General features: G+C 70.7%; 25 protein-coding genes. 9 read left to right on the top strand and 16 right to left on the bottom strand.

What is annotated here, in order from left to right; translation table 11 throughout:
* Positions 1-4: 4 nt before the first annotated feature.
* Complete coding sequence (locus ACFYZ3_RS25935; RefSeq protein ID WP_388522205.1) at positions 5-541, top strand: GNAT family N-acetyltransferase; 537 nt, start codon at positions 5-7, stop codon at positions 539-541.
* A 109-nt stretch (positions 542-650) separates the two neighbouring features.
* Positions 651-998 carry a PASTA domain-containing protein gene (locus ACFYZ3_RS25930; protein ID WP_388522202.1) on the top strand — a complete coding sequence of 116 codons (348 nt, stop codon included), beginning with the start codon at positions 651-653 and terminating at the stop codon, positions 996-998.
* Here ACFYZ3_RS25930 and ACFYZ3_RS25925 read toward each other — a convergent pair.
* The 4 genes from ACFYZ3_RS25925 to ACFYZ3_RS25910 all read right to left on the bottom strand — a co-directional run bounded on the left by ACFYZ3_RS25925 (position 985) and on the right by ACFYZ3_RS25910 (position 5,584).
* Complete coding sequence (locus tag ACFYZ3_RS25925; protein WP_388522199.1) at positions 985-1,680, bottom strand: demethylmenaquinone methyltransferase; 696 nt, start codon at positions 1,678-1,680, stop codon at positions 985-987. The two genes, ACFYZ3_RS25930 and ACFYZ3_RS25925, sit on opposite strands and share 14 nt — an antisense overlap.
* 104 nt (positions 1,681-1,784) lie before the next feature.
* Positions 1,785-2,885: an acyltransferase gene (locus ACFYZ3_RS25920; protein WP_388522196.1), complete on the bottom strand. Its 1,101-nt coding sequence runs from the start codon at positions 2,883-2,885 to the stop codon at positions 1,785-1,787.
* Complete coding sequence (locus ACFYZ3_RS25915; protein ID WP_388522193.1) at positions 2,885-5,155, bottom strand: bifunctional polysaccharide deacetylase/glycosyltransferase family 2 protein; 2,271 nt, start codon at positions 5,153-5,155, stop codon at positions 2,885-2,887. The genes ACFYZ3_RS25920 and ACFYZ3_RS25915 overlap by 1 nt, the downstream gene beginning before the upstream one ends.
* Positions 5,156-5,173: 18 nt before the next feature.
* Positions 5,174-5,584 (bottom strand): hypothetical protein, encoded by a 411-nt coding sequence (locus tag ACFYZ3_RS25910; RefSeq protein ID WP_388522190.1) that lies wholly within the window; start codon positions 5,582-5,584, stop codon positions 5,174-5,176.
* 193 nt (positions 5,585-5,777) lie between these two features.
* Between ACFYZ3_RS25910 and ACFYZ3_RS25905 the strand changes: the two genes are divergently transcribed.
* A complete protein-coding gene (locus ACFYZ3_RS25905) occupies positions 5,778-6,782 on the top strand; it encodes a chitinase (RefSeq protein WP_388522187.1) in 1,005 nt (334 codons plus the stop codon).
* A 36-nt stretch (positions 6,783-6,818) separates the two neighbouring features.
* On the opposite strand, the gene ACFYZ3_RS25900 is transcribed toward ACFYZ3_RS25905, so the two are convergent.
* The 7 genes from ACFYZ3_RS25900 to ACFYZ3_RS25870 form a co-directional block, all read right to left on the bottom strand.
* Complete coding sequence (locus ACFYZ3_RS25900; protein WP_388522184.1) at positions 6,819-7,418, bottom strand: hypothetical protein; 600 nt, start codon at positions 7,416-7,418, stop codon at positions 6,819-6,821.
* 7 nt (positions 7,419-7,425) lie between these two features.
* Complete coding sequence (gene mqnC / locus ACFYZ3_RS25895; protein WP_388522181.1) at positions 7,426-8,625, bottom strand: cyclic dehypoxanthinyl futalosine synthase; 1,200 nt, start codon at positions 8,623-8,625, stop codon at positions 7,426-7,428.
* A 78-nt stretch (positions 8,626-8,703) separates the two neighbouring features.
* Entirely contained in the window at positions 8,704-9,495 is a 792-nt protein-coding gene (locus ACFYZ3_RS25890; RefSeq protein ID WP_388522178.1) for a prepilin peptidase, read from the bottom strand.
* Complete coding sequence (locus ACFYZ3_RS25885; RefSeq protein WP_388522175.1) at positions 9,492-12,503, bottom strand: BTAD domain-containing putative transcriptional regulator; 3,012 nt, start codon at positions 12,501-12,503, stop codon at positions 9,492-9,494. The genes ACFYZ3_RS25890 and ACFYZ3_RS25885 overlap by 4 nt, the downstream gene beginning before the upstream one ends.
* Before the next feature lie 218 nt (positions 12,504-12,721).
* Positions 12,722-13,789, bottom strand: a complete 1,068-nt coding sequence (locus ACFYZ3_RS25880; RefSeq protein ID WP_388522173.1) for a hypothetical protein — start codon at positions 13,787-13,789, stop codon at positions 12,722-12,724.
* Complete coding sequence (locus tag ACFYZ3_RS25875) at positions 13,789-14,439, bottom strand: hypothetical protein (RefSeq protein ID WP_388522170.1); 651 nt, start codon at positions 14,437-14,439, stop codon at positions 13,789-13,791. Before ACFYZ3_RS25875 ends, ACFYZ3_RS25880 begins: the two co-directional genes overlap by 1 nt.
* Positions 14,440-14,562: 123 nt before the next feature.
* Entirely contained in the window at positions 14,563-14,844 is a 282-nt protein-coding gene (locus ACFYZ3_RS25870) for a hypothetical protein (RefSeq protein ID WP_388522167.1), read from the bottom strand.
* A 150-nt stretch (positions 14,845-14,994) separates the two neighbouring features.
* On the opposite strand from ACFYZ3_RS25870, the gene ACFYZ3_RS25865 reads away from it, so the two are divergent.
* The 6 genes from ACFYZ3_RS25865 (at position 14,995) to ACFYZ3_RS25840 (ending at position 20,880) form a co-directional block, all read left to right on the top strand.
* Positions 14,995-16,581: a putative T7SS-secreted protein gene (locus tag ACFYZ3_RS25865; RefSeq protein WP_388522165.1), complete on the top strand. Its 1,587-nt coding sequence runs from the start codon at positions 14,995-14,997 to the stop codon at positions 16,579-16,581.
* Between the two features lie 75 nt (positions 16,582-16,656).
* Positions 16,657-17,340, top strand: a complete 684-nt coding sequence (locus ACFYZ3_RS25860) for a hypothetical protein (RefSeq protein WP_388522162.1) — start codon at positions 16,657-16,659, stop codon at positions 17,338-17,340.
* On the top strand, positions 17,340-17,963 hold the full coding sequence (locus ACFYZ3_RS25855; RefSeq protein WP_388522159.1) for a hypothetical protein: 624 nt from the start codon (positions 17,340-17,342) through the stop codon (positions 17,961-17,963). Before ACFYZ3_RS25860 ends, ACFYZ3_RS25855 begins: the two co-directional genes overlap by 1 nt.
* A 22-nt stretch (positions 17,964-17,985) precedes the next feature.
* On the top strand, positions 17,986-18,327 hold the full coding sequence (locus tag ACFYZ3_RS25850; RefSeq protein WP_388522157.1) for a hypothetical protein: 342 nt from the start codon (positions 17,986-17,988) through the stop codon (positions 18,325-18,327).
* Positions 18,328-18,632: 305 nt separating this feature from the next.
* Entirely contained in the window at positions 18,633-18,875 is a 243-nt protein-coding gene (locus ACFYZ3_RS25845) for a hypothetical protein (RefSeq protein WP_388522155.1), read from the top strand.
* Positions 18,876-18,984: 109 nt separating this feature from the next.
* Entirely contained in the window at positions 18,985-20,880 is a 1,896-nt protein-coding gene (locus tag ACFYZ3_RS25840; protein ID WP_388522152.1) for a serine/threonine-protein kinase, read from the top strand.
* Positions 20,881-20,887: 7 nt separating this feature from the next.
* Here ACFYZ3_RS25840 and ACFYZ3_RS25835 read toward each other — a convergent pair whose 3' ends face one another.
* From ACFYZ3_RS25835 to ACFYZ3_RS25815, 5 genes are read right to left on the bottom strand one after another with little or no spacing between them, the layout of a single operon-like run.
* Complete coding sequence (locus ACFYZ3_RS25835; protein WP_388522149.1) at positions 20,888-21,934, bottom strand: hypothetical protein; 1,047 nt, start codon at positions 21,932-21,934, stop codon at positions 20,888-20,890.
* Positions 21,934-22,605, bottom strand: a complete 672-nt coding sequence (locus ACFYZ3_RS25830; protein ID WP_388522146.1) for a hypothetical protein — start codon at positions 22,603-22,605, stop codon at positions 21,934-21,936. The genes ACFYZ3_RS25835 and ACFYZ3_RS25830 overlap by 1 nt, the downstream gene beginning before the upstream one ends.
* Before the next feature lie 60 nt (positions 22,606-22,665).
* The gene (locus ACFYZ3_RS25825) at positions 22,666-23,127 is read right to left on the bottom strand and encodes a TadE/TadG family type IV pilus assembly protein (protein ID WP_388522143.1); all 462 of its coding nucleotides are present in this window, start codon (positions 23,125-23,127) and stop codon (positions 22,666-22,668) included.
* Positions 23,124-23,570 carry a TadE/TadG family type IV pilus assembly protein gene (locus ACFYZ3_RS25820; protein ID WP_388522140.1) on the bottom strand — a complete coding sequence of 149 codons (447 nt, stop codon included), beginning with the start codon at positions 23,568-23,570 and terminating at the stop codon, positions 23,124-23,126. Before ACFYZ3_RS25820 ends, ACFYZ3_RS25825 begins: the two co-directional genes overlap by 4 nt.
* Positions 23,570-24,031 (bottom strand): TadE family protein, encoded by a 462-nt coding sequence (locus tag ACFYZ3_RS25815; protein WP_388522137.1) that lies wholly within the window; start codon positions 24,029-24,031, stop codon positions 23,570-23,572. Before ACFYZ3_RS25815 ends, ACFYZ3_RS25820 begins: the two co-directional genes overlap by 1 nt.
* Position 24,032: the final 1 nt, after the last annotated feature.

Below are 24,032 nucleotides of genomic sequence, written 5' to 3'. Positions count from 1 at the left end.
CCCAGTGAAGCGACCTCTCCCCGTTGTACGGTTGCGCGTCCCCACCGACGAGGACGCCGTCGCCTGGCACCGGATCTTCGACGACCCGGACGTCATGGAGTTCCACGGCGGGAGGGCGGCGGAGCTGTCCGTCTACGAGGAGCTGACCGCCCGCCAGCGCCGACACGACGCCGAGCACGGCTTCTGCCTGTGGACCATGGTGGACGAGTCCGGGCAGGTCATAGGGTTCACCGGCGCCCAGCCGTGGCCGGGGGACTGGGGTCCCAAGGGCGAGATCGAGATCGGCTGGCGGCTCGGCCGGGCGCACTGGGGCAAGGGATATGTCACGGCGGCCGCGCGGCAGACGCTGGAGCGGGTCCGCGGTGCGGGTGTGGCGGAGGTGGTCGCGATGGTCAACGCGCGCAACGCCCGGTCCATCGCGGTCACGGAGCGGCTGGGCATGCGGCTCGCCGAGGTCTTCACGATCCCGCCCTCGAACCCGCCCTCGGACCCTTCCTCCGAGCAGCGGGGGCACTGCTACCGCCTCGACCTGCACCGGTAGCGAGACCCGAAAATGACTCAGAGTAACCAACTGTCACATTCAGCCACTTGACGCTTCCGGGCGGTGCCCGGCGGCGCTACTCTGCCGGGTACCGCTGGGGGTGACGTCCGTGCGCCTGGTATCCGAGAAACCCGATGTCCTCGTACCGCGCCTGGTCGGCCTCATGGCCGTGGACGCGTACGAGACCGCCCACGGACAGGGCCTGTCCCTGTACGCGCCGGACCGGCCGGACCTCCGGGCCGCCGTTGTCGACCACGTCGTACGCCAGTATCCGCGGCCCGGGGCACAGGTGCTCCGGGAGTCGACGGTGTACGTGTGGTTCGACTTCGGGGAGGGTGAGGGCGGCGGGGGCGTCCGCGAGCCGCGTGTGCCGCTTCCTCCGCCGGGCGGGCTTGGCCGGGAGCTGGCGGAGCCGGGGGGACCGCCCTCCTACTGCGCCGCCCTCAGCCCGCCTTGAACCCGCGGTGCAGTGTCACCACGCCGCCCGTCAGGTTGCGCCACGCGACCCTGGACCAGCCGGCCTTGCCCAGCCGCTCGGCGAGCGCCGGCTGGTCGGGCCAGGCCCGGATGGACTCGGCGAGGTAGACGTACGCGTCGGGGTTGGACGACACCGCGCGGGCCACCGGCGGCAGGGCGCGCATCAGGTACTCGGTGTAGACGGTGCGGAACGGCGCCCAGGTCGGGTGCGAGAACTCGCAGATGACGACCCGGCCGCCGGGCCGCGTCACCCGGTACATCTCGCGCAGCGCGGCGTCCGTGTCCTGGACGTTGCGCAGCCCGAAGGAGATGGTGACGGCGTCGAAGACGTCGTCCTTGAACGGCAGCCGCGTCGCGTCGCCCGCGGTGAACGGCAGCCAGGAGTGCCGTTCCTTGCCGACCTGGAGCATGCCCTGGGAGAAGTCGCAGGGGACGACGTAGGCGCCGGTGCGGGCGAAGGGGAGGGACGAGGTCGCCGTGCCGGCCGCCAGGTCCAGGACCTTCTGCGCCGGGCGGGCGTCGACGGCTCTGGCGACCGCCTTGCGCCACGCCCGGTCCTGGCCGAGCGAGAGCACGGCGTTCGTCAGGTCGTACCGTTCCGCGACGTGGTCGAACATCGAGGCGACTTCGTGCGGCTGCTTGTTCAGGGAAGCGCGGGTCACGGGCCCATTGTTGCAGCCCCGCCCCGCCCCGCGCCCCGCGCCCCGGAGCCGCAGCCCCCGGCTCACGGCTCACGGCTTAGGGCTCACGGCTCACGGCTCACGGCTCACGGCAGCAGGCGTGGTCTCCTCCGCGCGGCGACGTCCTCCACCCACCCGAACAGCAGCACGAACCCCGCGATCAGGACCCAGCCCACCCCGAGCAGGAACCACTGGCTCTCCAGCGGCAGGTACGCCGCGAAGGCGGGCACGTCCCAGAACCGGTCGATCAGGGGCACGGCCAGGACGAGGGCCAGCTCGTGCCAGAGGTAGACCGTCACCGCGCGGGCGTTGAACACCGTCACCAGCCGGTCCAGCCGCCGCAGCCGGACCAGCCCCGGGAGGCCGACCCCGAGCCGCGCCTTGGAGTACATCAGCAGCGTCACGAAACCGGCCGACCAGAAGGCCTGCGCGAGCGGGATGTCGTCGAGATCGTAGGTGCCGTACTCGCCCCGGTGCGCGAAGGCGTACCAGGCGCCGCAGGCGAGGGCCGCGAGCGACAGGACGACGACCGCGGCCGGTCTCAGGCGGGCCAGCACACCGTCGCGGTGCGCGAAGCCGAGGATCCAGCAGAAGAGGTACGTGGCGAGGTCGAGCAGCCCGGTGCCGAAGCGGTTCTCCGGCGGCCGCCAGAGGAAGTGGAACGCCACGACCGGCGCGAGGGACAGCAGCAGCACCGGCACGGGCGCGAGCCGGAAGACCCGCAGCAGCAGCGGGGAGAGCAGGACGAACCACAGATACGTCCTGAGGTACCAGAGGATCTCCCAGGCCTGCTCGCCCCACGCGCTGCCCGGCGGGTCGCCGAGCGGCACGACCCAGTAGACGATCTGCCACCCCGGCATCCAGCCGCGCGCCAGCATCGCCCCCACCACGAACAGGCCCCAGCACCAGAACGGCGGCAGCAGGCGGCGCAGCCGGCTCCTGAGCACCGCCGCCGCGGGCCGCTGGAGCGAGCGCGCCATCAGGGTGCCGGCCAGCCCGAACATGACGCCCATGGAAGGAAAGACCAGCCCCGCCCACGGCCAGCCGAAGGCGTGGTACGCGACGACCCGGACGAGGGCGAGGGCGCGCAGGACGTCGAAGTACCGGTCCCGGCCCAGCGCCGGGGCACCCCCTTCGGCGCGCACGGCCCGCGCAGTACGTCCGGCGCCTTTGCTGTGCGCCCCCATCAGCCGGTCCCCGGGGTCCCCGTCGGCGTCCCCACCTCGCCGGTCCGCCTCAGCTTCTGCCAGCGCAGCCGCCCGCCGGTCAGGGCGGTGACGCAGGAGTGGATGAGGACGAGGTACATCATCTGCCGGTACGCCAGCTGCTGGAGCGGCATCATCAGCAGATACCGGTACTTCTCCCGGTCGAGCCGGAAGGCGTACGCCGCGCACACCAGCTGCACGCCCAGCACCGCGAGCCACGCGAGGAGCGCCGCGCGGAAGTCGACGAACAGCATCGAGTAGACGGTGAACACGTCGATGAGCGGGGCGAAGACCGGCGTGACCACCTGGAAGAGCACCACCAGCGGCATCCCGACCCGCCCGAAACGGCCCGACGGGCCCCTGTCCGTCAGCGACCGGCGGTGCTTCCACAGTGCCTGCATCGTGCCGTACGACCAGCGGTAGCGCTGTGACCAGAGCTGGCCGAGCGACCCCGGCGCCTCCGTCCAGGCGCGGGCGTGCTCCTCGTAGACCACCCGCCATCCCGCGCGGTGCAGGGCGATGGTGATGTCGGTGTCCTCGGCGAGGGTGTCGTCGCTCATGCCGCCCGCCTGGAGGAGGGCCTCACGCCGGAACGCGCCGATCGCGCCCGGGATGGTCGGCATGCAGCGCAGCAGGTCGTACATGCGCCGGTCCAGGTTGAAGCCCATCACGTACTCGATGTGCTGCCAGGCGCCGATGAGGGTGCGCCGGTTGCCGACCTTGGCGTTGCCCGCGACCGCGCCGACGCCGGGGTCGGCGAAGGGCTGCACCAGGTGCCGTACGGTGTCGGGCTCGAAGACGGTGTCGCCGTCCATCATCACGACGATGCCGTACCGGGCGTGGCGGACGCCGTTGTTGAGGGCGGCGGGCTTGCCCGCGTTGGCCTGCCGCACGACCCGGACGTCCGGCAGCCCCAGGGACTCGGCGATCTCGGCCGTGCCGTCCGTCGACCCGTCGTCCACGACGATGATCTCGACGGGGTGCGTGCTGCGCGCGAGGGACCTCAACGTCGCCTCGATGCACTCCTTCTCGTTGTACGCCGGGACGATCACGCTCACCGGCCCGGTGACGGGCGGGCCCCAGCCGAACCGGCGTCTGTTGCGCTGCCGGTGATGACGGCGGGCGAGCAGCAGCATCATCGCGAACCGGCCCATGACGGCCACGCCCACGACGACGAGCCCGACCGACAGCGCGGGAACCGTCCACTCGGCCACGGCGACGGCCGCGATCAGCGCCTTGCCCTCGTAGAGGGTGGCGCCGGTGGCCCTGTGGTGGGCGGCCTGGAGCCCGCTTACGGGTTGCTGCTGCGACTGCTGCGACTGCTGTGCCTGCTGCGGCTGCTGTGCCTGCTGCGGCTGCTGATCGGCCATGACACCGCTGACCGTGGTGAAGGTGTAGCCCTTCGCCTTCATCTTCTCGATGTACTTCGGCAGCGCTTCGATCGTCTGCGACCGCTCGCCCCCGGCGTCGTGGAAGAGGACGGAGGCCCCCTCGCCGTCCTCCGGCGTCGCCCACTCGACGATCTTCGAGACGCCGGGCCGTTTCCAGTCGTCGCTGTCGGTGTCGATGAAGACGCTGGTGTAGCCGTCCTCGCCGAGGCTCTCGTAGACGGGCCAGCTGTAGTTGTCGATGGCGTCCGTCTGGGAGGAGTACGGCGCCCGGAACAGCGTGGTGGTGATGCCGGCCGCACCCGCCAGGGCGAGCTGGGTCTGCTCGATCTCGCGGGTGACGCGGGCCTGGCTCTGGTAGGAGAGGTCGACGTGGGTGAAGGTGTGGACGCCCACCTCGTTGCCCTGCTCGACCATGTCCCGCACGATCCCCGGGTGGCGCGAGACCATCGAGCCGACCAGGAAGAACGTGCCGGGCACGTCGTACTTCTCCAGGATCTCCAGCACCTGCGGCGTCCAGGTGGGGTCGGGGCCGTCGTCGAAGGTCAGCACGATCGTCTTGTCCGGGACGGAGACGGTGGTGGCCCGTCCGCCGGGGAAGGACAGGATCGGCCCGCCGTCGAGCACGTCGTCGGGGACGTCGCTCGCCGAGGCTCCGGTGCGTACGCGCTGGTCGCCGCCGACCTCCGCACGCAGATAGCCGTCGAGGAGCATCACGCAGGTCAGCGCGAGCAGGAGGAGCAGGGCGAGGAGGACGCGCGGGCGTTGCAGTGCAGCGGCCCGGCCGGCGGCCCGTTCCATCCGGGAGGGGGCACGGCGGCGGCCCCGCGCGGGCGGGGTGGGGGGTGAGGTGGGCATGGTCATGAGCGTGGGGGCGTCCGGTCAGTCGGTGGGGGCGGTGGTGGCAGCGGCGGGACCGGTACCGGGGACCGCGCTGGGGAAATCGGAGGGCGCGAGGCTCGGCGGGACACCCGTGGGGGCGACACCGCCGCCCTGCGGACGTGTGCCGCCGCCGGGACCGGCGCCGCTCTCCGGTCCCCCACCACCGCCGTCGCCCCCGAAGGGCAGCAGCGAGGACGGGTTGACCGAGATGCCGACGCCCATGAAGGCCAGGCCCAGGACGGCCGTGTAGCCGACGCACACGAGTCCCACCAGCAGGCCCAGCCGGCGCAGCAGCCGGGCCCGGCGTCCGGTGCCGTCGACGAACACGGGCCCCCCGGCGGGCGCGGTGCCGCGTTTGCGACGTCGACCGCGCGTGGCGGCTCGGGAGGCGGTGACAGGCTCGGATTGCATGCCCCGGACGTTAAGGAGCCTTGCCTGTCGCGAACTGGCAGTTCCTTGAGAGATCCCGGTGAAAAGCGGCGATTCCTGTCCGTTTCCTGGGAGATGACACCGAACGGCGCCCTTTCCTCAGCGAAGGCCCAGGTAGGCGTGACACCTTCACTGGTCCGACGACGACCACGGACGAGAACGGGAGCGTGCGCTCATGAGGGTTCACCGGAACGCGGCAGCCGGGTGCGCCCTGTTGTTCACCCTGGCCACCGCGGGCTGCGCCGGACAGGACGGCACCACGGACGCGGCCCCCGCGTCTCCGTCCGGCTCGTCCGCGCCGACCACGGCCTACGCCCCCTACGTCAGTGCCACCACCGCCTCCGGCACCGACACGGCGGGCTCCCCCACGGCGTACAACCTGGCGTTCGTCATCTCGTCCTCGGACGGCGACTGCACCCCCCGCTGGAACGGCGTCCAGGACATCGACGACGCCTCCGTCGCCTCCCGCGTCGCGAAGCTGACGGAGTCCGGCGCCACCGTCCGCGTCTCCTTCGGCGGCGCCTCCGGCACAGAGCTGGCGGCGGCCTGCGACAGCGCCTCGGCACTCGCGGCGGCGTACGGCACCGCCCTGGACGCGGCCGGTTCGACACGGGCGGACTTCGACATCGAGGGCGACGCGCTGACCGACGCCGGCTCCGTCGCCCTGCGCTCGGAGGCGATCGCGCTGCTCCAGGAGCAACGGGACGGCCTGGAGGTCTCCTTCACCCTCCCGGTGATGCCCTCGGGCCTGGACACCGACGGCCTTGCACTGCTGGCGTCGGCCAACGACCACGGCGTACAGGTCTCCACGGTCAACCTCATGACCATGAACTACGGCGAGTCGTACACCGACGACATGGGTGACTACGCCGTCACCTCGGCCAAGGCCGCACACACCCAGCTGCGGAAGGTCTTCGGCACCTCCGACGCGGACGCCTGGCGGGGCATGGCCCTCACCTCGATGCTCGGCGTCAACGACGTCGCCGGTGAGACCTTCACGCTCGCGGACGCCGCCGAGGTCCGCGCCTTCGCCGAGGAGAAGGGCATCGCCTGGGTGTCGATGTGGGCGGCGTTCCGGGACAAGCGGTGCGCCGAGGACGCGCCGGCCACCGACGCGCTCACCGCGTGCAGCGGCGTGGCGCAGGAGGACGGGGCGTTCGGGACGGCGTTCGGCGCGTAGGCCGGGACGTCGGACGAGCCCCGCGGGACCGCGCGCTCAGCGCCCCCGGTACACCAGACGACCGCCCACGACGGTGGCCACACACGTGGACGCGCCCTCCCGCACGAGCGCGGCCCGGTCGGACACGTCGAACACCGCGAACCGGGCGGGCTTCCCGGGGGCGAGGGCGGGAAGCAGCACCAGCGGCACCGGCGAGAAGGACGCGGGCCCGGGCAGGGAGGCCGGACGCCCCGCCAGGGCGAGCCCCGCTCCGCGCACCGCGTCCAGGGCCGCGCGGCTTCGCAGCTCACCGGCGACGGCGACGGTGCCGTGCGCCAGCATGCGTTGTACCCCTCGGCGCGCGCTGGCGCCCCGCGCGGACGCGTCCGCACCGAGGAGCGCGAGCCCGCGCTCCCCGAAGATCGGCTCCGTGCCCAGCCGGTCCGCTTCGCGCGGGTCGGGGTGGTACGCCTGCTCCAGCAGTTCCGGGCCGTACGGGTTGAGCAGTCCGGGCGTCAGGATGCCGGGCCACCGGCGCACCCGCGCCCGGGGGTGATCGGCGGCCAGCGCCTCGTACGGGCCGACGGCGGCGATGTGCGCGCCGTCGACCACGACGGCCGTCTCGGGTGAGGATTCGCAGGCGTGGATCGTCAGCACGGCGGACTCAGTTGGGGGCGAGCAGCTTCAGCTCGGGGTGGGCCGTGCCGCCCTCGATCGCCGTGGAGGAGATGTGGGAGACGACGCGCTCGTCGACGGGGTCGTTCGCCGGGTCGTCGTGCACGACGAGGTGCTCGTACGTCGTGGCCCGCTGCGCCGGGACCCGCCCCGCCTTGCGGATCAGGTCGATGATCTCCAGCCGGTTGGACCGGTGCTTGGCGCCCGCGGAGGAGACGACGTTCTCCTCGAGCATGATCGAGCCGAGGTCGTCCGCGCCGTAGTGCAGGGAGAGCTGGCCGACCTCCTTGCCGGTGGTCAGCCAGGAGCCCTGGATGTGGGCGACGTTGTCGAGGAACACGCGGGCGATGGCGATCATCCGCAGGTACTCGAAGAGCGTGGCCTGCGTGCGGCCCTTCAGGTGGTTGTTCTCGGGCTGGTAGGTGTACGGGATGAAGGCGCGGAAACCGCCGGTGCGGTCCTGCACGTCCCGGATCATGCGCAGGTGCTCGATGCGCTCGGCGTTGGTCTCGCCGGTGCCCATCAGCATGGTGGACGTCGACTCGACGCCCAGCCCGTGCGCGATCTCCATGATCTCCAGCCAGCGCTCGCCGGACTCCTTCAGCGGCGCGATGGCCTTGCGCGGCCGCTCGGGCAGCAGCTCCGCACCGGCACCGGCGAAGGAGTCGAGCCCGGCGGCGTGGATCCGCCGGATCGCCTCCTCGACGGACACCTTCGAAATCCGCGCCATGTGCTCGACCTCGCTCGCCCCCAGGCTGTGGATGACGAGCTGCGGGAACTCCTTCTTGATGGCGGCGAAGTGCTCCTCGTAGTACTCGACGCCGTAGTCCGGGTGGTGGCCGCCCTGGAACATGATCTGCGTGCCGCCCAGCTCGACCGTCTCCGCGCAGCGGCGCAGGATGTCGTCGAGGTCGCGGGACCAGCCCTTCTTGGTGTCCTTGGGGGCCGCGTAGAAGGCGCAGAACTTGCACGCCGTGACGCACACGTTCGTGTAGTTGATGTTGCGCTCGATGATGTACGTGGCGATGTGCTCCGTACCGGCGTACTTGCGCCTGCGTACGGCATCGGCGGCGGCGCCCAGCGCGTGCAGCGGGGCGTCCCGGTAGAGGACGAGCGCCTCTTCGGGGGTGATCCGCCCACCGGCGGCGGCGCGGTCGAGGATGGGCTGAAGGTCGGCCTTCTCGGTCACCGGCGTCCCTTTCGCAAGGTTCGTAAGGGTTGTGGACGGACCTGCCCAGCGTACGCCAGGCGTTTTGCCCGCTCGTGCTCAGGCCGCGTACGCCCCGGCCAGGACGCCCAGGAAGGCGCCCGCGATGAGGAACGGCCCGAAGGGGATGGCCGTCTTGCGGTTCGCGCGCCGGGCGACGAGGAGGGCGCCGCCGTACAACGCCCCGAGCAGGAACCCGGCGAAGGTGCCCAGCATCAGGGTGGGCCAGCCGTACCAGCCGAGGACGGCACCGGCCGTGAGGGCGAGCTTGACGTCGCCGAAGCCCATGCCGGCCGGGTTGATGAGGAACAGCACGAGGTAGCCGGCGCCGAGGGCGAGGGCGCCCAGCAGGGCGGTCGTCCACTCCCCCGCGTGCTCGGGCACGAGCGCGGTGAACCCGAGCAGGACGAGGGCGGCGCCGGCGAGCGGCAGGGTGAGCGGGTCGGGCAGCCGCCGCACCTTCAGGTCGACGACGGCCAGCAGCACGCCGACCGGGGCGAGCAGGAGCCAGACGGCCGCCTCGGGCCTGGTTCCGGTGGCGGCGGCGAGGGCGGCGCAGACGAGGGCAGTGGCGACGGCGAGGGACGCGGTGCGCGGGCCGTAGGACGCCTGCTCGGCCGGACACTGCCCGCACCGGCCCCGGCCGAGCCAGCCGCGTACGGGGTGCCCGTCCGGACACCGCTCGCGCCACGCCTCCCCCGACGGGGCGGAGAACCGGTAGGACGCGCGGGGCAGCAACGCGCCCGTCGCCGCACCCCACAGCGCGGCGACGAGGACGACCACGAGATCGATGTCGATGGCGCTGTCGAGGGCGCTGCCGATGCCGGTGTCGACGGCGGTGACGATGCTCATCCGGCGGCGGAGACGCCCTCGCGCCAGGTCGGCAGCAGCTCGTCGAGCAGCGCCTCGGTGCGCGGCGGCACCCCGCGGGCTCCACTGCGGGCGACGAGGTCGGCGGCGAGGGCGCGCAGCCGGCCGGGATCCCCGGTGCTGTGCGTGGCGCGCAGCAGCTCGTGCCACAGGCGCTCGTCGGCGGGAGCGGTCCGCAGCGCCGCGTTCAGCGCCTCGATGGCCTTCTCCGCGCGGTCCTTCTCCAGGTGGAACTCGGAGAGCGCCAGGCCGGTGTCGGCGACGAGCAGCGGGAGCTGGGCGTCGACGATCTCGTGGGTGAGCCAGCGGTAGCGCCCCTCGGGCCGGTCGGCGAGCAGCGGCCCGCGCACCAGCACCAGCGCGTCGGTGAGCAGCCGCCCGCGCACCTGGCGGCTGCCGACGCCCCGGCCCTGCGTGGCCTCGTAGTAGAGGGAGCGCAGGACGTCGAGGTCGGAGACGACGGACTTGGCGAGGGTGAGCCGGCCGGTGGCGTCGGTGCCGAGCCGAGGGGTGCCGTCGGGGTCGGAGCCGAGCCAGGCCCGCAGCCGCTCCAGCAGCGCGTCGCGCACGTCCGCCGTCACACCGCGCGGCCACAGCGCGGAGGACAGCACGCGCGGGTGGACCCCCTCGCGGTGCAGCAGGAGCAGCGCCAGCGCCTCGTGCAGCAGGGCGCTGCGCTCGCCGTCGGGCGCGTCCAGGCCGATGATCTCGTACGACCCGACGAGGCGGGCGTACACCGCGGGCCGCCCCTGCTCGCTGATGTCGACGAGGAACGGCGGGGCGTTGGCCGGCCGGCCGGGCCCGCCCTCGGGGTCGGAGCCGGGGCCGGAGCCGGGGTCGGCGTCGGTGAACAGCTCGACGACGGCACGCCGCTGGGCGGCCGGCAGCAGCTGGGCGTCCAGTTCGAGCCCGAGCAGCGGCGCGAGCAGGCGGCCCTCGCCGGTGATCTCCATCTCCCAGGCGGCACCGGGCAGGTCGGCACCGCCGGTGCCGACGAGGTAGCCGATGCCGAGCCGGCCGGCGTCGGCGGCGAGTTCGGCCAGTCGCAGCGCGTCGTCGTCGGAGGGCTGGGCGGCCAGCAGGACGAGGTGCGGGGCCCAGCGCGTGTGCTGGGCGGGCCCGGTGCGGCCGGTGAGCACCGAGTCGTGCCCGGCGGTGCCGAGCGCGCCGCGCCGCTGCCGGGTCTCGGCGGACATGGTCTCGAAGAGGTCCTCGAACCCGTCGAGATGGCGGATCCGGTTGGGCGCGAGGGGGGTGAGATCGTCCCCGAACCCGACCAGGGTGATGGTCATACGGTCCGACCAGCCGTTGGTGGCCAGCTCGGCGGCGACCGACGCGAACACGGCGGCCCGGTCGGCCTCGGTGCCCCCGAGCGAGACGATGCCGGGCACGGCCTCCAGGTTGAGCAGCAACCGGGAGTCGTCCATGGTGCCGAGACTGACGAGCCCGGGGTACGGCGCGGCCGTCTCGGCCTCCTCGTACCCCTCGGCGTCGGCGCGGGCCAGCATCCAGAAGGTCTGGTCCTGCCCCTGCCGCCAGGGGGAGGGCGGCTTCCCGGCCGGCTGGGCGAGCTGGAGATGCAGGTCGCCGTTGCCGCTCATCCAGGCCGCGTAGACGACGGGCAGCGGGCGGGAGTCGGCGGTGAGGGAGGCGGCCAGCCCGCGCAGCGACCGGTCGAGCAGGCGTACGCCCTCGGGGTCGGCGCCGACGAGCAGCGCGTCCTGGACGTCCTGGGCGTCGCCGGTCGGCGTGGGCGGCTCCATGCCGCGCCGTCCGCCGACCGCGCCGAGCGCCGACTGCCACATCGCCTGCCGGCGCCGTCGCCCGAGAGCGCCGAGGAGACCGGCGGCGAGCAGCGGCGCGGTGAGCAGCGCCTCGGGCAGCCCGAAGGAGTCCCCGGCCTGTCCGGCGGCGGGGGCGGCGTGCTCCTGACCCGTACTGGGGACGGGAGTGGCCGGCGTGACGGGGTTGGCCGGGTCGGCGGGCGCGGGCCGTTGCTCGGGCAGGGAGACCTGCACGTCCCCGCCGCCGCTTCCCTGGGCGTGGTCCCCGGTCCGGGCGTAGTCGCTGATTTGCTGCTGCACCTGCTCGGAGACGTTCGGCGCCTCGTCGGGCATCTCGACCAGTTCGCCGCCGCGGGCGTCGCCGGGCATCTCCATGATCCAGCCGGGCCGGATGAGGCTGGCCTCCGACAGCCGGGACCCGTCGGGCTGCACCCGGTCCTTGTTGAGCTCGAAGATCTCCTTGTACCGCCGCCCGTCACCGAGGTGCCGTTCGGCCACCTCCCACAGGGAGTCGTGGTGACGTCCTTCGGGCGGCTGGATCCGGTAGTACTTCGTGTCGCCGTGCGCGGCGGCGGAACCGCCGTCGGCCCGCGCGGCGGCCTGCCCCGCCTGTCCGGCCTGCTCGGCGAGGGCGCCCGCGGTGGCGGCGGCCTGCTCCTGCTGCTGGGCGAAGATCCCCGGCGTCTGCTGGGCGGCGGCGACGGACGGCTTCTGGTTCCCCTCCAGGCTCTGCCCCAGCTGCGACAGCCCCGGCGTGAGGCTCGCCGCGGTGGCACCGACGAGGAGCAGGGCGGCGACCAACTGCCGGGCGAGCAACTGACTGGGCCCCGACCCCGGCACCCGCCCCGGTACCCCGACGCCGGACAGCGCGGCCTTGACCTCGACGAGCACACAGGCGGTGAACTGCGCCCAGGCGAGCCAGACGATGACGGTCAGGATGTGCAGGAACGTGGTGACGGTGATCTCACGCTGCAGCCAGTCGAGGCTCGGCGCACCGCCCGGGAACGGCCATCCCGCGGTCACGGCCAGCGCGAACGGCACCCCGACGACCAGCCCCGCCAGCACGACAAGGGCGAGAAACGCCTTGACGAAGTCCCCGAACGTCCGCCGCCGCACCCGCACGGGCTGGGGCGTGCGGTTTCTCGGAGCCGAGGGCGCCGGGGGTGCCGTCGAGCTTGGCGAGCTGGTGGTGCGGCGTCGCGGCATGGCGGGTGTCCTGTGTCGAGTGCGGGAGCAGTCAATTGCGTGAGCTGTCGGAGGCTCGTCGAGCCTACAGAGATCTTATGGACTGGCGCCGACGGCGGAGAAGGCCACGAAGAGCCGGGCTCGCAACTCCTGCACCGTTTCTCCCCCTTTACCCGTAAAGCCGTCAGACTGCTCCCGCGTGAGAAAGCGGGCTTCCAGCACCGGGCGCCTGACGGGGCCTACCGGTTGACGGCCTGGATCTCCCGCACCGCCATGTCCTGCGTGGTCTCGAAGGTGCCGTCGGGCAGATCCCCCTGGGCTCCGCCGGAGCCCTGCCAGGAGATCTCCCATGTGATCGACGCCTTCAACTGGTACGGAGCACCGCCACTCGCACGCAGATACTTGATCCCGCACGGCGGCGTCCGTTCGGCAGCACCCTTGGTGTAGGGAGTGCCGATGGAACCGTCGGCGTTGATCTCGCAGTCGCCGGACGAGGGATACGTCTCAGCGTCCTCGGTACCCGGGTCCAGGTGCAGCGCCACGGGTTTGGCGGTGGTCTCCGCCCACACGCCTGCCGCCTCCAACTCTGCTCGGACCTTGACCTCCCGGAAGGTCGCCTTGTCCAGCCACACCCAGGTCGGCAGGTTCACCTTGGACTCGGCGGCAGGCTTGAGCTCGACCTCCGTACCGGGAACCTTGATCTTGTCGTACGCGTAGGCGGCGAGGACCTCGGGAGTGGGAGCGTGATCATTGTCCGGGAGGGTATTGGCGTCCTGCCAGAACAGGGTGCGGTCGCATTCGTACGACGCCGCGTCGTTCTCCCTTTCCTTGTTGATCACTCCGCGCCAGAACCGACCGTCCTTGCCGATGTTGTAGTTCTTGTAGCCGTCACTGTCACTGGTCCGGCCCTCACCCTTCTCGTACTGGGTCACCATCAGCTCCTCACCCCAGGAGAGCGTCGGCGTGACAGCCACCAGATCACCGCCCTTCTTGAGGCGGTCCACGGCGGCCTTGAGTTGCTCGGGCGTGGCCACGGGCTCGTACCAGCAGGCGGGCGGCTCCCAGTTGGGGTCCACCGGGGCGAGCGCTTCGGGAGAGTTGCCGGAGCCGCTGCCGCCGACCTGTGTGACCTTGATGCTGGTAGTGGTCGCGGAGGCGGTCAGTGTGTTGCCGTCGGCGTTTCCGGAAGAGCCCGTGGACGGCTGCCGGTTGTCCTCGTCACCGATCGCCTGTGCACCCGGAGAGGCCAGGACCATCGCGCAAAGCGAACCGGAGAGCAGGAGACCCGCCTTGGACGGCGCCCCCATCAGGAGCAGGCTCCCGGCACCACTTCGACGGACGCAGCTTTCCAGACCCCTTGTGACGTCTTGTCGAGGTTGATCCGGTACTGAATCACACTCTCCGGCTTGTCCGGGGTCTTGGTGACTTCACCGGTCTTGCGGTCCTTCGTGGAAGCCTGGCGCTCGTCGACACAGTAGAAGAGCACACCGGATCCGGAGTCACCGATGCTGACCTGGGGGTCGAAGACCGTGACCTTGCCGATCAGGGTTTCGCCGTCGTCGACGAACTGCTTGATCCACTTTTGGGCGGTCGGCAGAGTGGCGTCCGAGTTGTAGAACGCCACCGCTTCGGACTCCGGGTCCGCCTCGATCACCGCGGCGTACTGGGAACGCAGCTCCTCACGGCCGTCGTTCAGGATCGCCTGGAGCTTCGGATCGCTGTTCGTCCAGCTCTCGAAGTCGGCCTGGAACTCCTTGGGGAGCATAATCTCCGGCCGGTCGACACCATCCGGCGCGGCAGAGGCCGTAGGGCTCACGGAGGCGGTTGCCCCACTACTGGTGTCCGCACCCTTGATCTTGTCCGACGATGCGTCGTCGTCGCCCGAGCCGCAGGCGGTCAACAGCAGGGCCGCGGATGCGGTGAGCGCGGCGGTCACGAGCCGGGCGGGGCGGTTCACGCTTGGACTCCCGTTGAGGTGGGGGGCAGCTGGAGTGAACCCACGCTATCCAAGGGACCTGCCGGCAGACGGGTCCCGGCCGTGACAGGAGCCGGCTGTCGGCGGACCCTGCCTTCCCGATCGTCAGGCCCCGCCCCCGGCGAACAGATCCTCGGCCCGCTCGGCGGTCACCCCACGGTGGGCCCAGACTTCGAGCTGGTCCAGGTCCGAGGAGCCAAGTACCTTCTCGCGCACGGCGTCAGGAACCGGGACGGCCCGCCACTCCAGGATCCGGAGGGTCATCTCGGCCCGATCCTCAAGTCGGCCCTCTTCCCGGCCCTCCACGCGGCCTTCCTCACGGACCTTCTCGGCCACCGGGTTGTTGAAGAAGTAGCGGATCTCCGAGGTCCGCAGGGCGAAAGCCAACGGTTCCAGTGGGGCGGCGGCCCGTGCGCCCCGACGCCCTCGTACAGAGCCTCAAGAGGACCACTGTCTGACCGGGCGCACGCTCGGGTGCGATAAGTTCGTACGCGCGTTCCAAGCGAGGGCATCGCACGTGCACGGGGGAGAAACACGGTGTCGCACAGGCCGGCGGACTGGTACGTACTCGACCTGGACAAGGACCCGACGCCCGGCGATCCGGACCGCATTCGCAAACTCGCCGGCACCCTGCACGACTTCGCCGACGACGTGTCCGACGTCCTGCGCGACCTCAAGGGCATCGCCAAGGAGGAGGAGATCCTCTCCTGGGCGGGCAAGACGGCGGAGGTGTTCGCCGAGGAGTTCGAGGACGCCCCGAAGAAGCTGCGCAAGCTGAAGAAGTCGTACGGCCTGGCGGGCGACGCGCTGGCCACCTTCTGGCCGGATCTCCAGGATGCCCAGGAGAAGGCCGACAAGGCGCTGCGTGACGGCCGCAAGGCCCGCGAGGAGCTCACCACCGCCCAGACCGCACTGACCGGTGCCGAGGACTGGGTACGCAGAGCGACCGAGAAGAGCGACTCGTACGACCCGGCCAAGAACGGCGGCAAGGACGTCCCCAAGCCCGACGAGGCCGACGTCCGCCGCGCCACGCGTGACGCCCAGCACGCGAAGGCCCGCCAGGCGGCGGCCGAGCGGAACGTGGAGAGTGCCCGGAGCGCCCTCGACGCGGCCAAGAAACTCGCCGGTCAGGCGAAGGGGCTACGCGAGGAGGCCGCCCGCCGCACGGTGACCAAGCTCCGGGAAGCCTCCGACGCCGGTATTCCGAACCGGCACTGGTGGGAGGAGATCGGCGACTGGGTCTCCGACCACTGGGACGAGATCGTCACCATATGCAAGTGGGTCGTGACGATCGTCGGCATCATCGTGATGATCGTGGGCGGCCCGCTGGGCTGGCTGGTGTTCGCGGCGGCACTCGTCGTGATGGCGGACACGATAAGAAAGGTCATCAAAGGCGAGGCCGGGTGGGGTGATCTCCTATGGGCCGCCCTGGACTGCATACCCGCCACCAAAGGCTTCACCAGCCTCGCGAAGCTCGGCAAGCTGTGGAAGGCGGGCGGCCTGCGGGCCTTGGGCACCGGTTTCATGAAGGGAATCGGTGGAGGGCTGCTCAAGAAGATCCACCAGCTGAGGTCGGGAGAGGGTCTACGGGGCATCTACCGCCCGTTCAAGGGATCTACCCGTCTCTTCGGTGGCACGATCCCCTACCGGGCCCTCACCCCCAAGGCGCGGCAATTGGCAAGGGATCTGACCAAAGGGCCCGTTCGCATTTCGCCCAACGAAGTCAACATATCCCACATGTCCGAACTTCAGCAGTTCCACGGAGTGGAACACGCAGTCGTACAGAACCCCTCGGGACAGATGCGTCTCTTCCAGGGGGACGAGGTCACGACGATCGTCCCGAAGGAACTGCGCGACGAGGGCTACAAGTTCACCGTGCACACGCATCCCGAAGACCGCCTGCCCGGGCCGCCTGACGAGATGGAAGCCGCTCGTGGCATGAAGAACAGCATGAGCCGCGACCTGGACAACAAGAGGTCCCCTCATATGGAAGCGGTCATCAGCCGCGACGGGCAAGTCCGGTTCTTCGACAACACCGGCGTTCTGGAATTGCCTCCGGGCACATACCCTCCAGGCGGCCCCATCGGCGAGCGCGGCGGAATCGTCCCGGTGACCGGCCTATGATGACAGAAGAATCGACAAACTGCCCCCTTCCACTGCGATTCAAGTGACCCCAACCCGGACCGACAGGCGATCAAGATGCCAGACGTGAATGAGTGCCAGATCTGTGGTGCTCCGGCTCCACTCATCACGGGACAGTGCGACGGTGTCGCCGGGTACCGTCTGCTGCGGGATCCGTGGGCCCCGAAACCGTCCTTCCTCGACGGCAACCTCCATTTCTCCTGCTTGTCCGAGTCCGATCGAAACGGGCTCTTCTTCGACGAGTTCACCCGCATGCTGCGCGCCGGTCATGAAGAGGTCGAGAGCCTGGATGGCTCTCCTCCTCCTCTTACCAGGATGGGCCTGGGCATGACGGAGATTTTTTCCGGCACCGAATGCTGCGTGTTCCAGAGCGGCGTTGCCGACCGATGGATGGTGGTGAAACGCAACGGACCGTGGTTCCGGCTGCGCCTGGAAGACATCACCGAACTCGCCCGCGGCGGCACTCTCCGGTCTTCCTCGGACGTCGTCCCGTACCGTCTTCCGGTCGACCTTGGTGACGACGTAAGGGAGTTGAGCCTTGCGTCCCTGCTGTCCGTCCTGGGCGTGACGGACCGCTACGAGCCGGACGTCGTGGAATACGAAGCGGTCGACTACTACCCGCCGAAACTGCTGCTCGAGTACGTGGCTCGGGCACCACTGCGCCTACCTCGTGAGGCGGTGGCATTCCTCACGGAGTACGTTCAGAATTACACCCCGGTAAGTTACGACGACGAGGCCTGATGTCCACACCTTCCACACCCCTTGGTGTATCCCTTTCGGTCCCGGAATCGTGGTGGGAGTTCGACATCCGTCCCGAAGGCCGGGAGGCCACGATCCGCGCCTTGGTGGACGAGCGCCTCGCCGAGACGCCCGAGCTGGCGCCGTACCGCGCCGACCTGACCGCCATGCTCCGGAAGATGGCCAAGGACGCCCACGACTCCGGGGCCCTCTACCTGGGCTGCATGGCGGAGAACTTCGACGGCGTGCCGCTCTCCGCGACCGTCACCGTCACCGTGCTCGGCGCCAAGAACAAGCAGGGTGTCGCCCTGTCCACCGATCCCCGGGCCATCGCCGACAGCCTGCGTACGATCACCGCGCGGCGTGAAGGCGACGTCTGGCGCAAGGTGACGACCGTCGACATTCCCGAAGTGGGCCCGGCCGCGCGGACGTACGGCGTGGAGGACGTGCCCGTGGCGCCGGGCGACAGTCGTACCCTCCGTATGGTGCTGACGCAGACGTACATCCCCGTCCCGGGAACCGCCGACCAGGTCGTCCTCGTCTCCGGGGCCAGCCCGGTGCTGGATCTCGCCGAGGCGTTCCACGACATCTTCGACGCTGTGACCGGCACGTTCCGTTTCGTCTGAACCGCAGAGAGGACTTCGGGCCATGGGCAAGAGCGACCTCGCACTGCCGTTGACCGAGCTGGAGGACTACGGTCGCCGGCTGCGGTCGCTCAAGACGCGGCTGAACCACACGAAGAGGCTCTTCGAGTCCTACAAGGACGACATCGGCGACGGCAGCGTCAACGACGCCCTCGGCGACTTCGAGTCCAACTGGGAGGACGGCCGGGAGGACATCACCCAGCAGCTCGACGCACTCGCGAGCATGTCGGATGCCGTGGTCCGCGAGTTCAAGAAACTCGACGACGAACTCACCAAGCAGGTCAACGACGCCGTGAAGACGGAGGACAAACGGGGTGGGAAGGGCGGCAAGGGCGGCGACAAGTAGCAGATGGCCAGGGTCCCCGTGCCGCACCTCGTCGGTGAGCCGCAACTGGAGGCCGACTTCTCCCCCGGCTCGCTCCCCCACGGGCCGGCCGAGTCACTGGCCAGGTTCCTGGAGGAGGCGGAATCCGGACTGAGGGTGCCCGGACGGCACGTACGGTCAGGGCTGTCGGGTTCTTCGACGAGCTCTCTCCCGGCTGGGGGTTCCCCACCGACGGCACGATCAAGGATGCGGTCAGGTCGTCGGCGGACAGCGACGAGCACCGGCTCGTCCAGTACCTCCGGCAAGGCACCGGGATCTGGTCGGAGATGGGTGCGCAGGCCGACGTGCTGGATGCCGAAGGGCCGATCCTGGTGAGCGCCGGCTCGCTCCTCACGGACGGTGTCTGGCTCTGGCGGGAGGATCTCGCCTACTACGTGGCCACATACCACCTGGCTCTTCCCGGCGACTTCCTCGCGCGTGTGGGAGAGCTGGACCACCGGCCGCCGGAGGTCCCGGAGAGCAGGCTCGTCGACATTCTGACGCGGGAGCTCGGGATACCCATGGGGTGAACGCAGCCCCCGCGCCTCCCCTGCCGACCGCATCGTGGCCGGCACACGAGCACGCTGCCCGACTTCCGTACCATGGCTCACTCAACCCACTCGCGGAAGGACTCCCCCGATGGAAGCCCTGTCACCCGACGACGGCCGGGAGATAGCCGGTTACCGACTGCGTGCGCGGCTGGGTGAGGGCGGCATGGGAGTCGTGTATCTGTCGCACACCCGCGGCGGGCAGCCGGTCGCCCTGAAGGTCGTACGGCCCGACTACGCCCAGGACGCGGAGTTCCGCAAGCGCTTCGCCCACGAGGTGGCGGCGGCCCGGCGTGTGCAGGGCCCGTACACCGCTCCCGTCCTCGACAGTCTCACCGACGGTCCGGAGCCCTGGCTTGCCGTCGGCTACGTTCCCGGCCCGTCCCTCGCCTCCGCCGTGTACCAGCACGGCCCGTTGCCGCTGTCCACAGTGCTGCAGCTGGTCGCCGGCATCGCCGAGGCCCTCCAGACCGTCCACGCGGCCGGTGTCGTCCATCGCGACCTGAAGCCGTCCAACGTGCTCCTGGCCTCGTACGGCCCGCGCGTCATCGACTTCGGGATCGCCCGCGCCGCCGACACCACCGCGCTGACCGGGACGGACGTACGACTCGGCACCCCCGCCTACATGGCGCCCGAACAGGCCATGGGCGGTGATGTCACACCGGCCCTGGACGTCTTCGCGCTGGGCCTGGTCGCCTGCTTCGCGGCCACCGGACGCCACCCCTTCGGCGAGGGCTCCTCCCACGCGCTCCTGTACCGGATCGTGTCCAACGAGCCCGATCTGACGGCCTGCCCGGAGGAGTTGCGCGGTCTCGTCGGCGCCTGCCTGGCGAAGGAGCCGGGCGCACGGCCGACTCCCGCACGCGTCATCGAGACCTGCCACGCACTGGCCGGGACCTCTGGACTGGCCCGCCAGGAGGGCTGGTGGTTGCCGACGCCGGTGGCGCAGCAGATCGCGGAGCAGGAGCAGACACTGCGCCTGTACTCGGCTGCTCCCGGCCCGTCCGGGGCCGTCCCGCATCCCGCGCCACCGGTGCCCTCCGCACCTCCCGTGCCCTTCGTGCCCACTCAGCCCGGACTGTCGCCGCAGGGCGCCTTCGCGGCGGCCGCGCCCACCCGGCCCGCGAACTCACCGGGCGAGGCGTTCATGGCCTCGGCGCCCACAGCCCCGTCCCAACCCCCGCAGACCGGCGGCCCGGCCCACCAGGGACTCACCGCGCCGGGTGCACCGTCCGCGCGCCGTCGTGGGCCGCTGGTCGTCGCCCTCGCCGTCGTCGGAGTCCTCGCCATCGGCGGGGGGTCGGTCGCCGCCTACCAACTGCTGGCGGACGACGGATCCGGGAACGACGGGGCGGCATCGGGCCACGCCTCCGGCCCGACCCCCTCCGGTGCCGCTGCCGCCGACGCCGGTGCCGCCGACGGTGCGGTCGAGCAGGACCCCGGGACCGGTGCCTCCGCATCCGGCGACGCGCCGAGGACCGAGCCCGGGTGGCAGGTGAGCGCACGGGACAAGAACCTGGTCCTGCGGGCCCCCAAGTACTACGAGAACGCCGAGGACGTCGGCTCGGGCACACTGTGTACCCCGGCCGACGTCACCACGCTCGACATCAACGACCTCGATCTGAAGACCGGCGGGGCCTACGTGCCGACCTCCGGGCAGTGGCTGACGTACACGGACTGCCCCGACCCGATCAAGGTGAACGGCATCCGCCTGGCCGACGGCGGCGGATCGTTCGGCATCCTGGCCGAACGCCGCCCCACACCCACCGAGTGCCGTGACGCCGCCCGCGCGGCGACCCTTCCGAACCCGATCCCGCTCAGCAGCATCAGGGACGACTCCGTCCTCAAGGTGGGTACCGCGCTGTGCATCGAGTCGGGCCAGGGTGCGGTGACCCAGCTGTGGGTCACCAGGGCCAACAAGGAGGGCGCGGACAACGACAATCTGCGGACGTACGTCTTCACGGCCACGCAGTGGAAGCCCGAGTGACCGTGGCCTAGCGGTTCACCGACTGGATCTCCTGCACCTTCACGTTCCGCGTCGCGCCGAACGTGCCGTCGGGGAGGTCGCCGCCCTCACCCGTGGTGCTGGTCCACGAGATCTTCCAGGTGACGGTGGCCCGCAGGGGGTACGAGCCGTCGGAGCCGGAGGAGCGCAGGTACGTGGCACCGCAGGGCGGGGTGTCGTTCGCCTTGCCCTCCGCATACGGCTCCCCGATGCTGCCGTCGGCGTTGATCTCGCAGTCGCCGGAGGCCGGGTACGTCCGGGCGTCGCTCGTGCCGGGGTCGATGTGCAGGGAGACGGGTTCGGCGGTGGTGGTGGCGGAGAGGCCGGTGCCGGGGAGGCCGGCGGTGACCGAGATCTTCTTGAACCTCGTCTCGTCCAGCCAGATCCAGGTGGGCAGGTTCACCTTCGTGGCGTCGGCCGGCCGCATCTCGATCTCCGTGCCGGGGACCGGGAGTTCGTCGTAGGCGTACTCGGCGAGAATCTTCGGCGACACGGCGAGCGGGTCGTCGGGCACGTTCCCCTCGTCCACCCAGAACGGCTGCTTGTCGCAGGAGTTGGCCTCCGGATCGTCCTTGCGGTTCGGGTTCTTCACCGCGGCCCAGAACATCCCCTCGCCCTGTTTGTCGAGGTTGTAGTTCTTGTACTTCCCGTCCTTGTAGTACGCGTCCAGCGTGTCACCGACGAACTTCCCGACACCGCCCAGGAAGGGCACCCCGTCGATGCCCCGCCACAACTTCACCGTGGCTTCGATCTCCTTGGGCGAAAAGGCGGGCTCGTACCAGCATGCCGGTGGCGTCCAGTTGCTGTTCTGCGGCGTGAGCGTACTGGTGCCGGTCGTCCGGGAGCTGCCGTTCACGGTCGTCGTGACCTTGGTCTCGGCCGTGATGACGGGGCCCTTGGCGGAGCCCTTGCCGCTGCCCTCCGTGCCACCGCCCGCGGTGCGGCCGCCACCCGCGTGGGCCCCGGTCGGTACGGCGCTCAGCGCGAGGGCCAGAGCGGGGACGACAACCAGGCGCTTCGAGGTGATGAGGCGCATCACATGCACCTCTCAGCCGCCTCGGTCGACGACACACTCGTTGTCTGCCACACGCCTTCGGCGTTCTTTTCCAGCCGGGTGTTGTAGAAGACGTAGTCGTTGGGAGACGCCTTGACCGACCGGTCCACCTTGCCGGACTTCCGGTCCTTCGGGTAGGTGCCGGTGCTGTCCATGCAGTAGGTGACCGTCGCCGATCCGTCCTTCCCGAACGTGACCTCGCGGTCGTAGTAGCGCGTCTTGCCGGTGAAGCTGCGACTGTTGTCGTAGAAGGACTTGATGTAGGTGGCGGCCGACATCAGAGCGTCATCCTTGGAGTAGAACTCCAGCGCCGGGTGCTTTTCCGCGTCCACGACGATTGCCTCGTCGATCGAGTTGACGCGCCGCTCGTTGTCCGCCAGTACGGCGTCCTTCTTCGCATCGCCCGTCGTGCCGCCCTCGAAGACGTTCTCGATGTCCTTCGGCAGCTTGATCTCCGGACGCTCGACCCCGTCCTCACTCGCGGAGGGAGACGGCGACGCCGACGCGGACGCCGAAGCCCCCGGGTCCGCGCCGGCGATCTCGTCCTTGCCCGAGTCGTCGGAGTCCGAGCCCCCGCCGCAGCCGGTCAGCAGGAGGGCCACCGCCGTCGTCAGAGCTGCGGCAGCGGTCGCGGTCGTCGTACGTGTGCGCATGGGAGTCGTACCTCCGTTGGTGGGGGGGATGGATGGCGCTTACGGGCGGGGCGGCATCGGTCAGCCCACCTCGTTCTCCGCCACCGCCCGACCGTGGACCACCACGTCGCCGCCGTAGAACGCCCCCGTGAACACCGGGGAGTAGGTGAGCTGGACCTCGACCTGCACCTGTCCGGCGTCGGCCACCACGCAGTGCGTCGCGGCGATGTCCCCGCCGGCCATGTCCATCTCGGCGGCGAAGGCCTTCACCCGGGCGTCGCAGTTCTCGTAGTTGATGGGGGCGGGGCCGCCTACGTTGTCGTAGAGGGCCTCGCGGTCGATGTCCTGGGCGGCGTAGCGGGCGGCCTGTTCGGCGATGTCCGCGGCGCGTTCCCGCTTGGAGATGGACATGCCGCCGTCGATGACGAAGGCCGAGAGGGAGAGGAAGACCAGGGCGAAGATGATGACCGCGCCGGCGCCGGAGCCGCGGTCGTCCAGGCGGGCGCCGCGCTCCGCCAACCAGTCGGGAACGAGGTGTCTCACTCCGTCCTCCGGTACGGGTCCAGCGGGGAGCTGAAGCTCGCCGAGAGGGAGGTGGGGATGTCGAGGCCGAGCATCGACAGGCCGCGTACCTCGCAGCTGACCTCGACCGTGAAGAGCGTGTCCGGTTCGAAGCCCGCGCTCTTCTGGACGACGGAGACGGGGCCGGAGCAGACGTCCTCCAGGTCGGCCCGGGCCGCCTTCCTCGCCTCTGCCATCGCCGTGCCGTGGTCCTTCTGGATCGAGCCCGCGCGTGCCGCGTCCCGGGCCGCGCCGTCCAGAGCGCCGCGGCCTTCGACGAGTTGGCCGAAGCCCACCAGGACGAGGATGAAGAGGATCATCACCGGGGCGAGGATCACCACCTCGACGGTGGACAGGCCCCGGTCGTCGGTCTCGTCGCCGCCGGTCGACGCCGAACGCGCGCCGGTGCGGGAAAGGGCGACCACTAGTTCTCCCCCTCCTGCACGAACCGCTCCACCGGCCCCATCGACTGCGCGTGCACCGTCAGGTCCAGGCCCGGGAAGACCGTGGGGACCCGGGCGGTGATCTCCACGCCGACCGTGTCCTGTTCGGGCTGGAGCGTCTTCACGTCCGGTGCCAGGACCAGCTGGGGGCCCAGCTGGCTGATGTAGCTGTCGACCACGTCCCGCGCCTCGCCCCGCCAGCCGCCGGGCTGGTCGTGCGCCGTCGCGCGGGCCTTGCGCGCGCCCGCCTGGGCCGCCGCCTGTGCCACGTGGTCGGCGAAGAAGTACAGACCGAACTGCACCGTCGCGAAGATCATGAAGAACAGCACCGGCGTGAGGAACACGAACTCGATCGCGGTCATGCCGGAATCGCCGCGGGTGGCCGCCGCTCCACGCGCGGTCTCCACCCTGCGGCGTACCCGTCCGAGCACGCTTGCCGGCATC

This window comes from Streptomyces sp. NPDC001599 (genome assembly GCF_042893535.1).
Classification (GTDB): Bacteria; Actinomycetota; Actinomycetes; order Streptomycetales; family Streptomycetaceae; genus Streptomyces.
The sequence above is the reverse complement of the archived record's forward strand: the minus strand, read 5'-3'. Positions and strand labels throughout refer to the sequence as shown.

Excerpts from the sequence above, each read along its gene's own strand:
- ACFYZ3_RS25920 (WP_388522196.1), bottom strand. The coding sequence starts at position 2,885 with ATGGGGGCGCACAGCAAAGGCGCCGGACGTACTGCGCGGGCCGTGCGC.
- ACFYZ3_RS25915 (WP_388522193.1), bottom strand. The coding sequence starts at position 5,155 with ATGACCATGCCCACCTCACCCCCCACCCCGCCCGCGCGGGGCCGCCGC.
- ACFYZ3_RS25910 (WP_388522190.1), bottom strand. The coding sequence starts at position 5,584 with ATGCAATCCGAGCCTGTCACCGCCTCCCGAGCCGCCACGCGCGGTCGA.
- ACFYZ3_RS25905 (WP_388522187.1), top strand. The coding sequence starts at position 5,778 with ATGAGGGTTCACCGGAACGCGGCAGCCGGGTGCGCCCTGTTGTTCACC.
- ACFYZ3_RS25890 (WP_388522178.1), bottom strand. The coding sequence starts at position 9,495 with ATGAGCATCGTCACCGCCGTCGACACCGGCATCGGCAGCGCCCTCGAC.
- ACFYZ3_RS25885 (WP_388522175.1), bottom strand. The coding sequence starts at position 12,503 with ATGCCGCGACGCCGCACCACCAGCTCGCCAAGCTCGACGGCACCCCCG.
- ACFYZ3_RS25880 (WP_388522173.1), bottom strand. The coding sequence starts at position 13,789 with ATGGGGGCGCCGTCCAAGGCGGGTCTCCTGCTCTCCGGTTCGCTTTGC.
- ACFYZ3_RS25860 (WP_388522162.1), top strand. The coding sequence starts at position 16,657 with ATGCCAGACGTGAATGAGTGCCAGATCTGTGGTGCTCCGGCTCCACTC.
- ACFYZ3_RS25855 (WP_388522159.1), top strand. The coding sequence starts at position 17,340 with ATGTCCACACCTTCCACACCCCTTGGTGTATCCCTTTCGGTCCCGGAA.
- ACFYZ3_RS25850 (WP_388522157.1), top strand. The coding sequence starts at position 17,986 with ATGGGCAAGAGCGACCTCGCACTGCCGTTGACCGAGCTGGAGGACTAC.
- ACFYZ3_RS25845 (WP_388522155.1), top strand. The coding sequence starts at position 18,633 with ATGGGTGCGCAGGCCGACGTGCTGGATGCCGAAGGGCCGATCCTGGTG.
- ACFYZ3_RS25840 (WP_388522152.1), top strand. The coding sequence starts at position 18,985 with ATGGAAGCCCTGTCACCCGACGACGGCCGGGAGATAGCCGGTTACCGA.
- ACFYZ3_RS25835 (WP_388522149.1), bottom strand. The coding sequence starts at position 21,934 with ATGCGCCTCATCACCTCGAAGCGCCTGGTTGTCGTCCCCGCTCTGGCC.
- ACFYZ3_RS25830 (WP_388522146.1), bottom strand. The coding sequence starts at position 22,605 with ATGCGCACACGTACGACGACCGCGACCGCTGCCGCAGCTCTGACGACG.
- ACFYZ3_RS25815 (WP_388522137.1), bottom strand. The coding sequence starts at position 24,031 with ATGCCGGCAAGCGTGCTCGGACGGGTACGCCGCAGGGTGGAGACCGCG.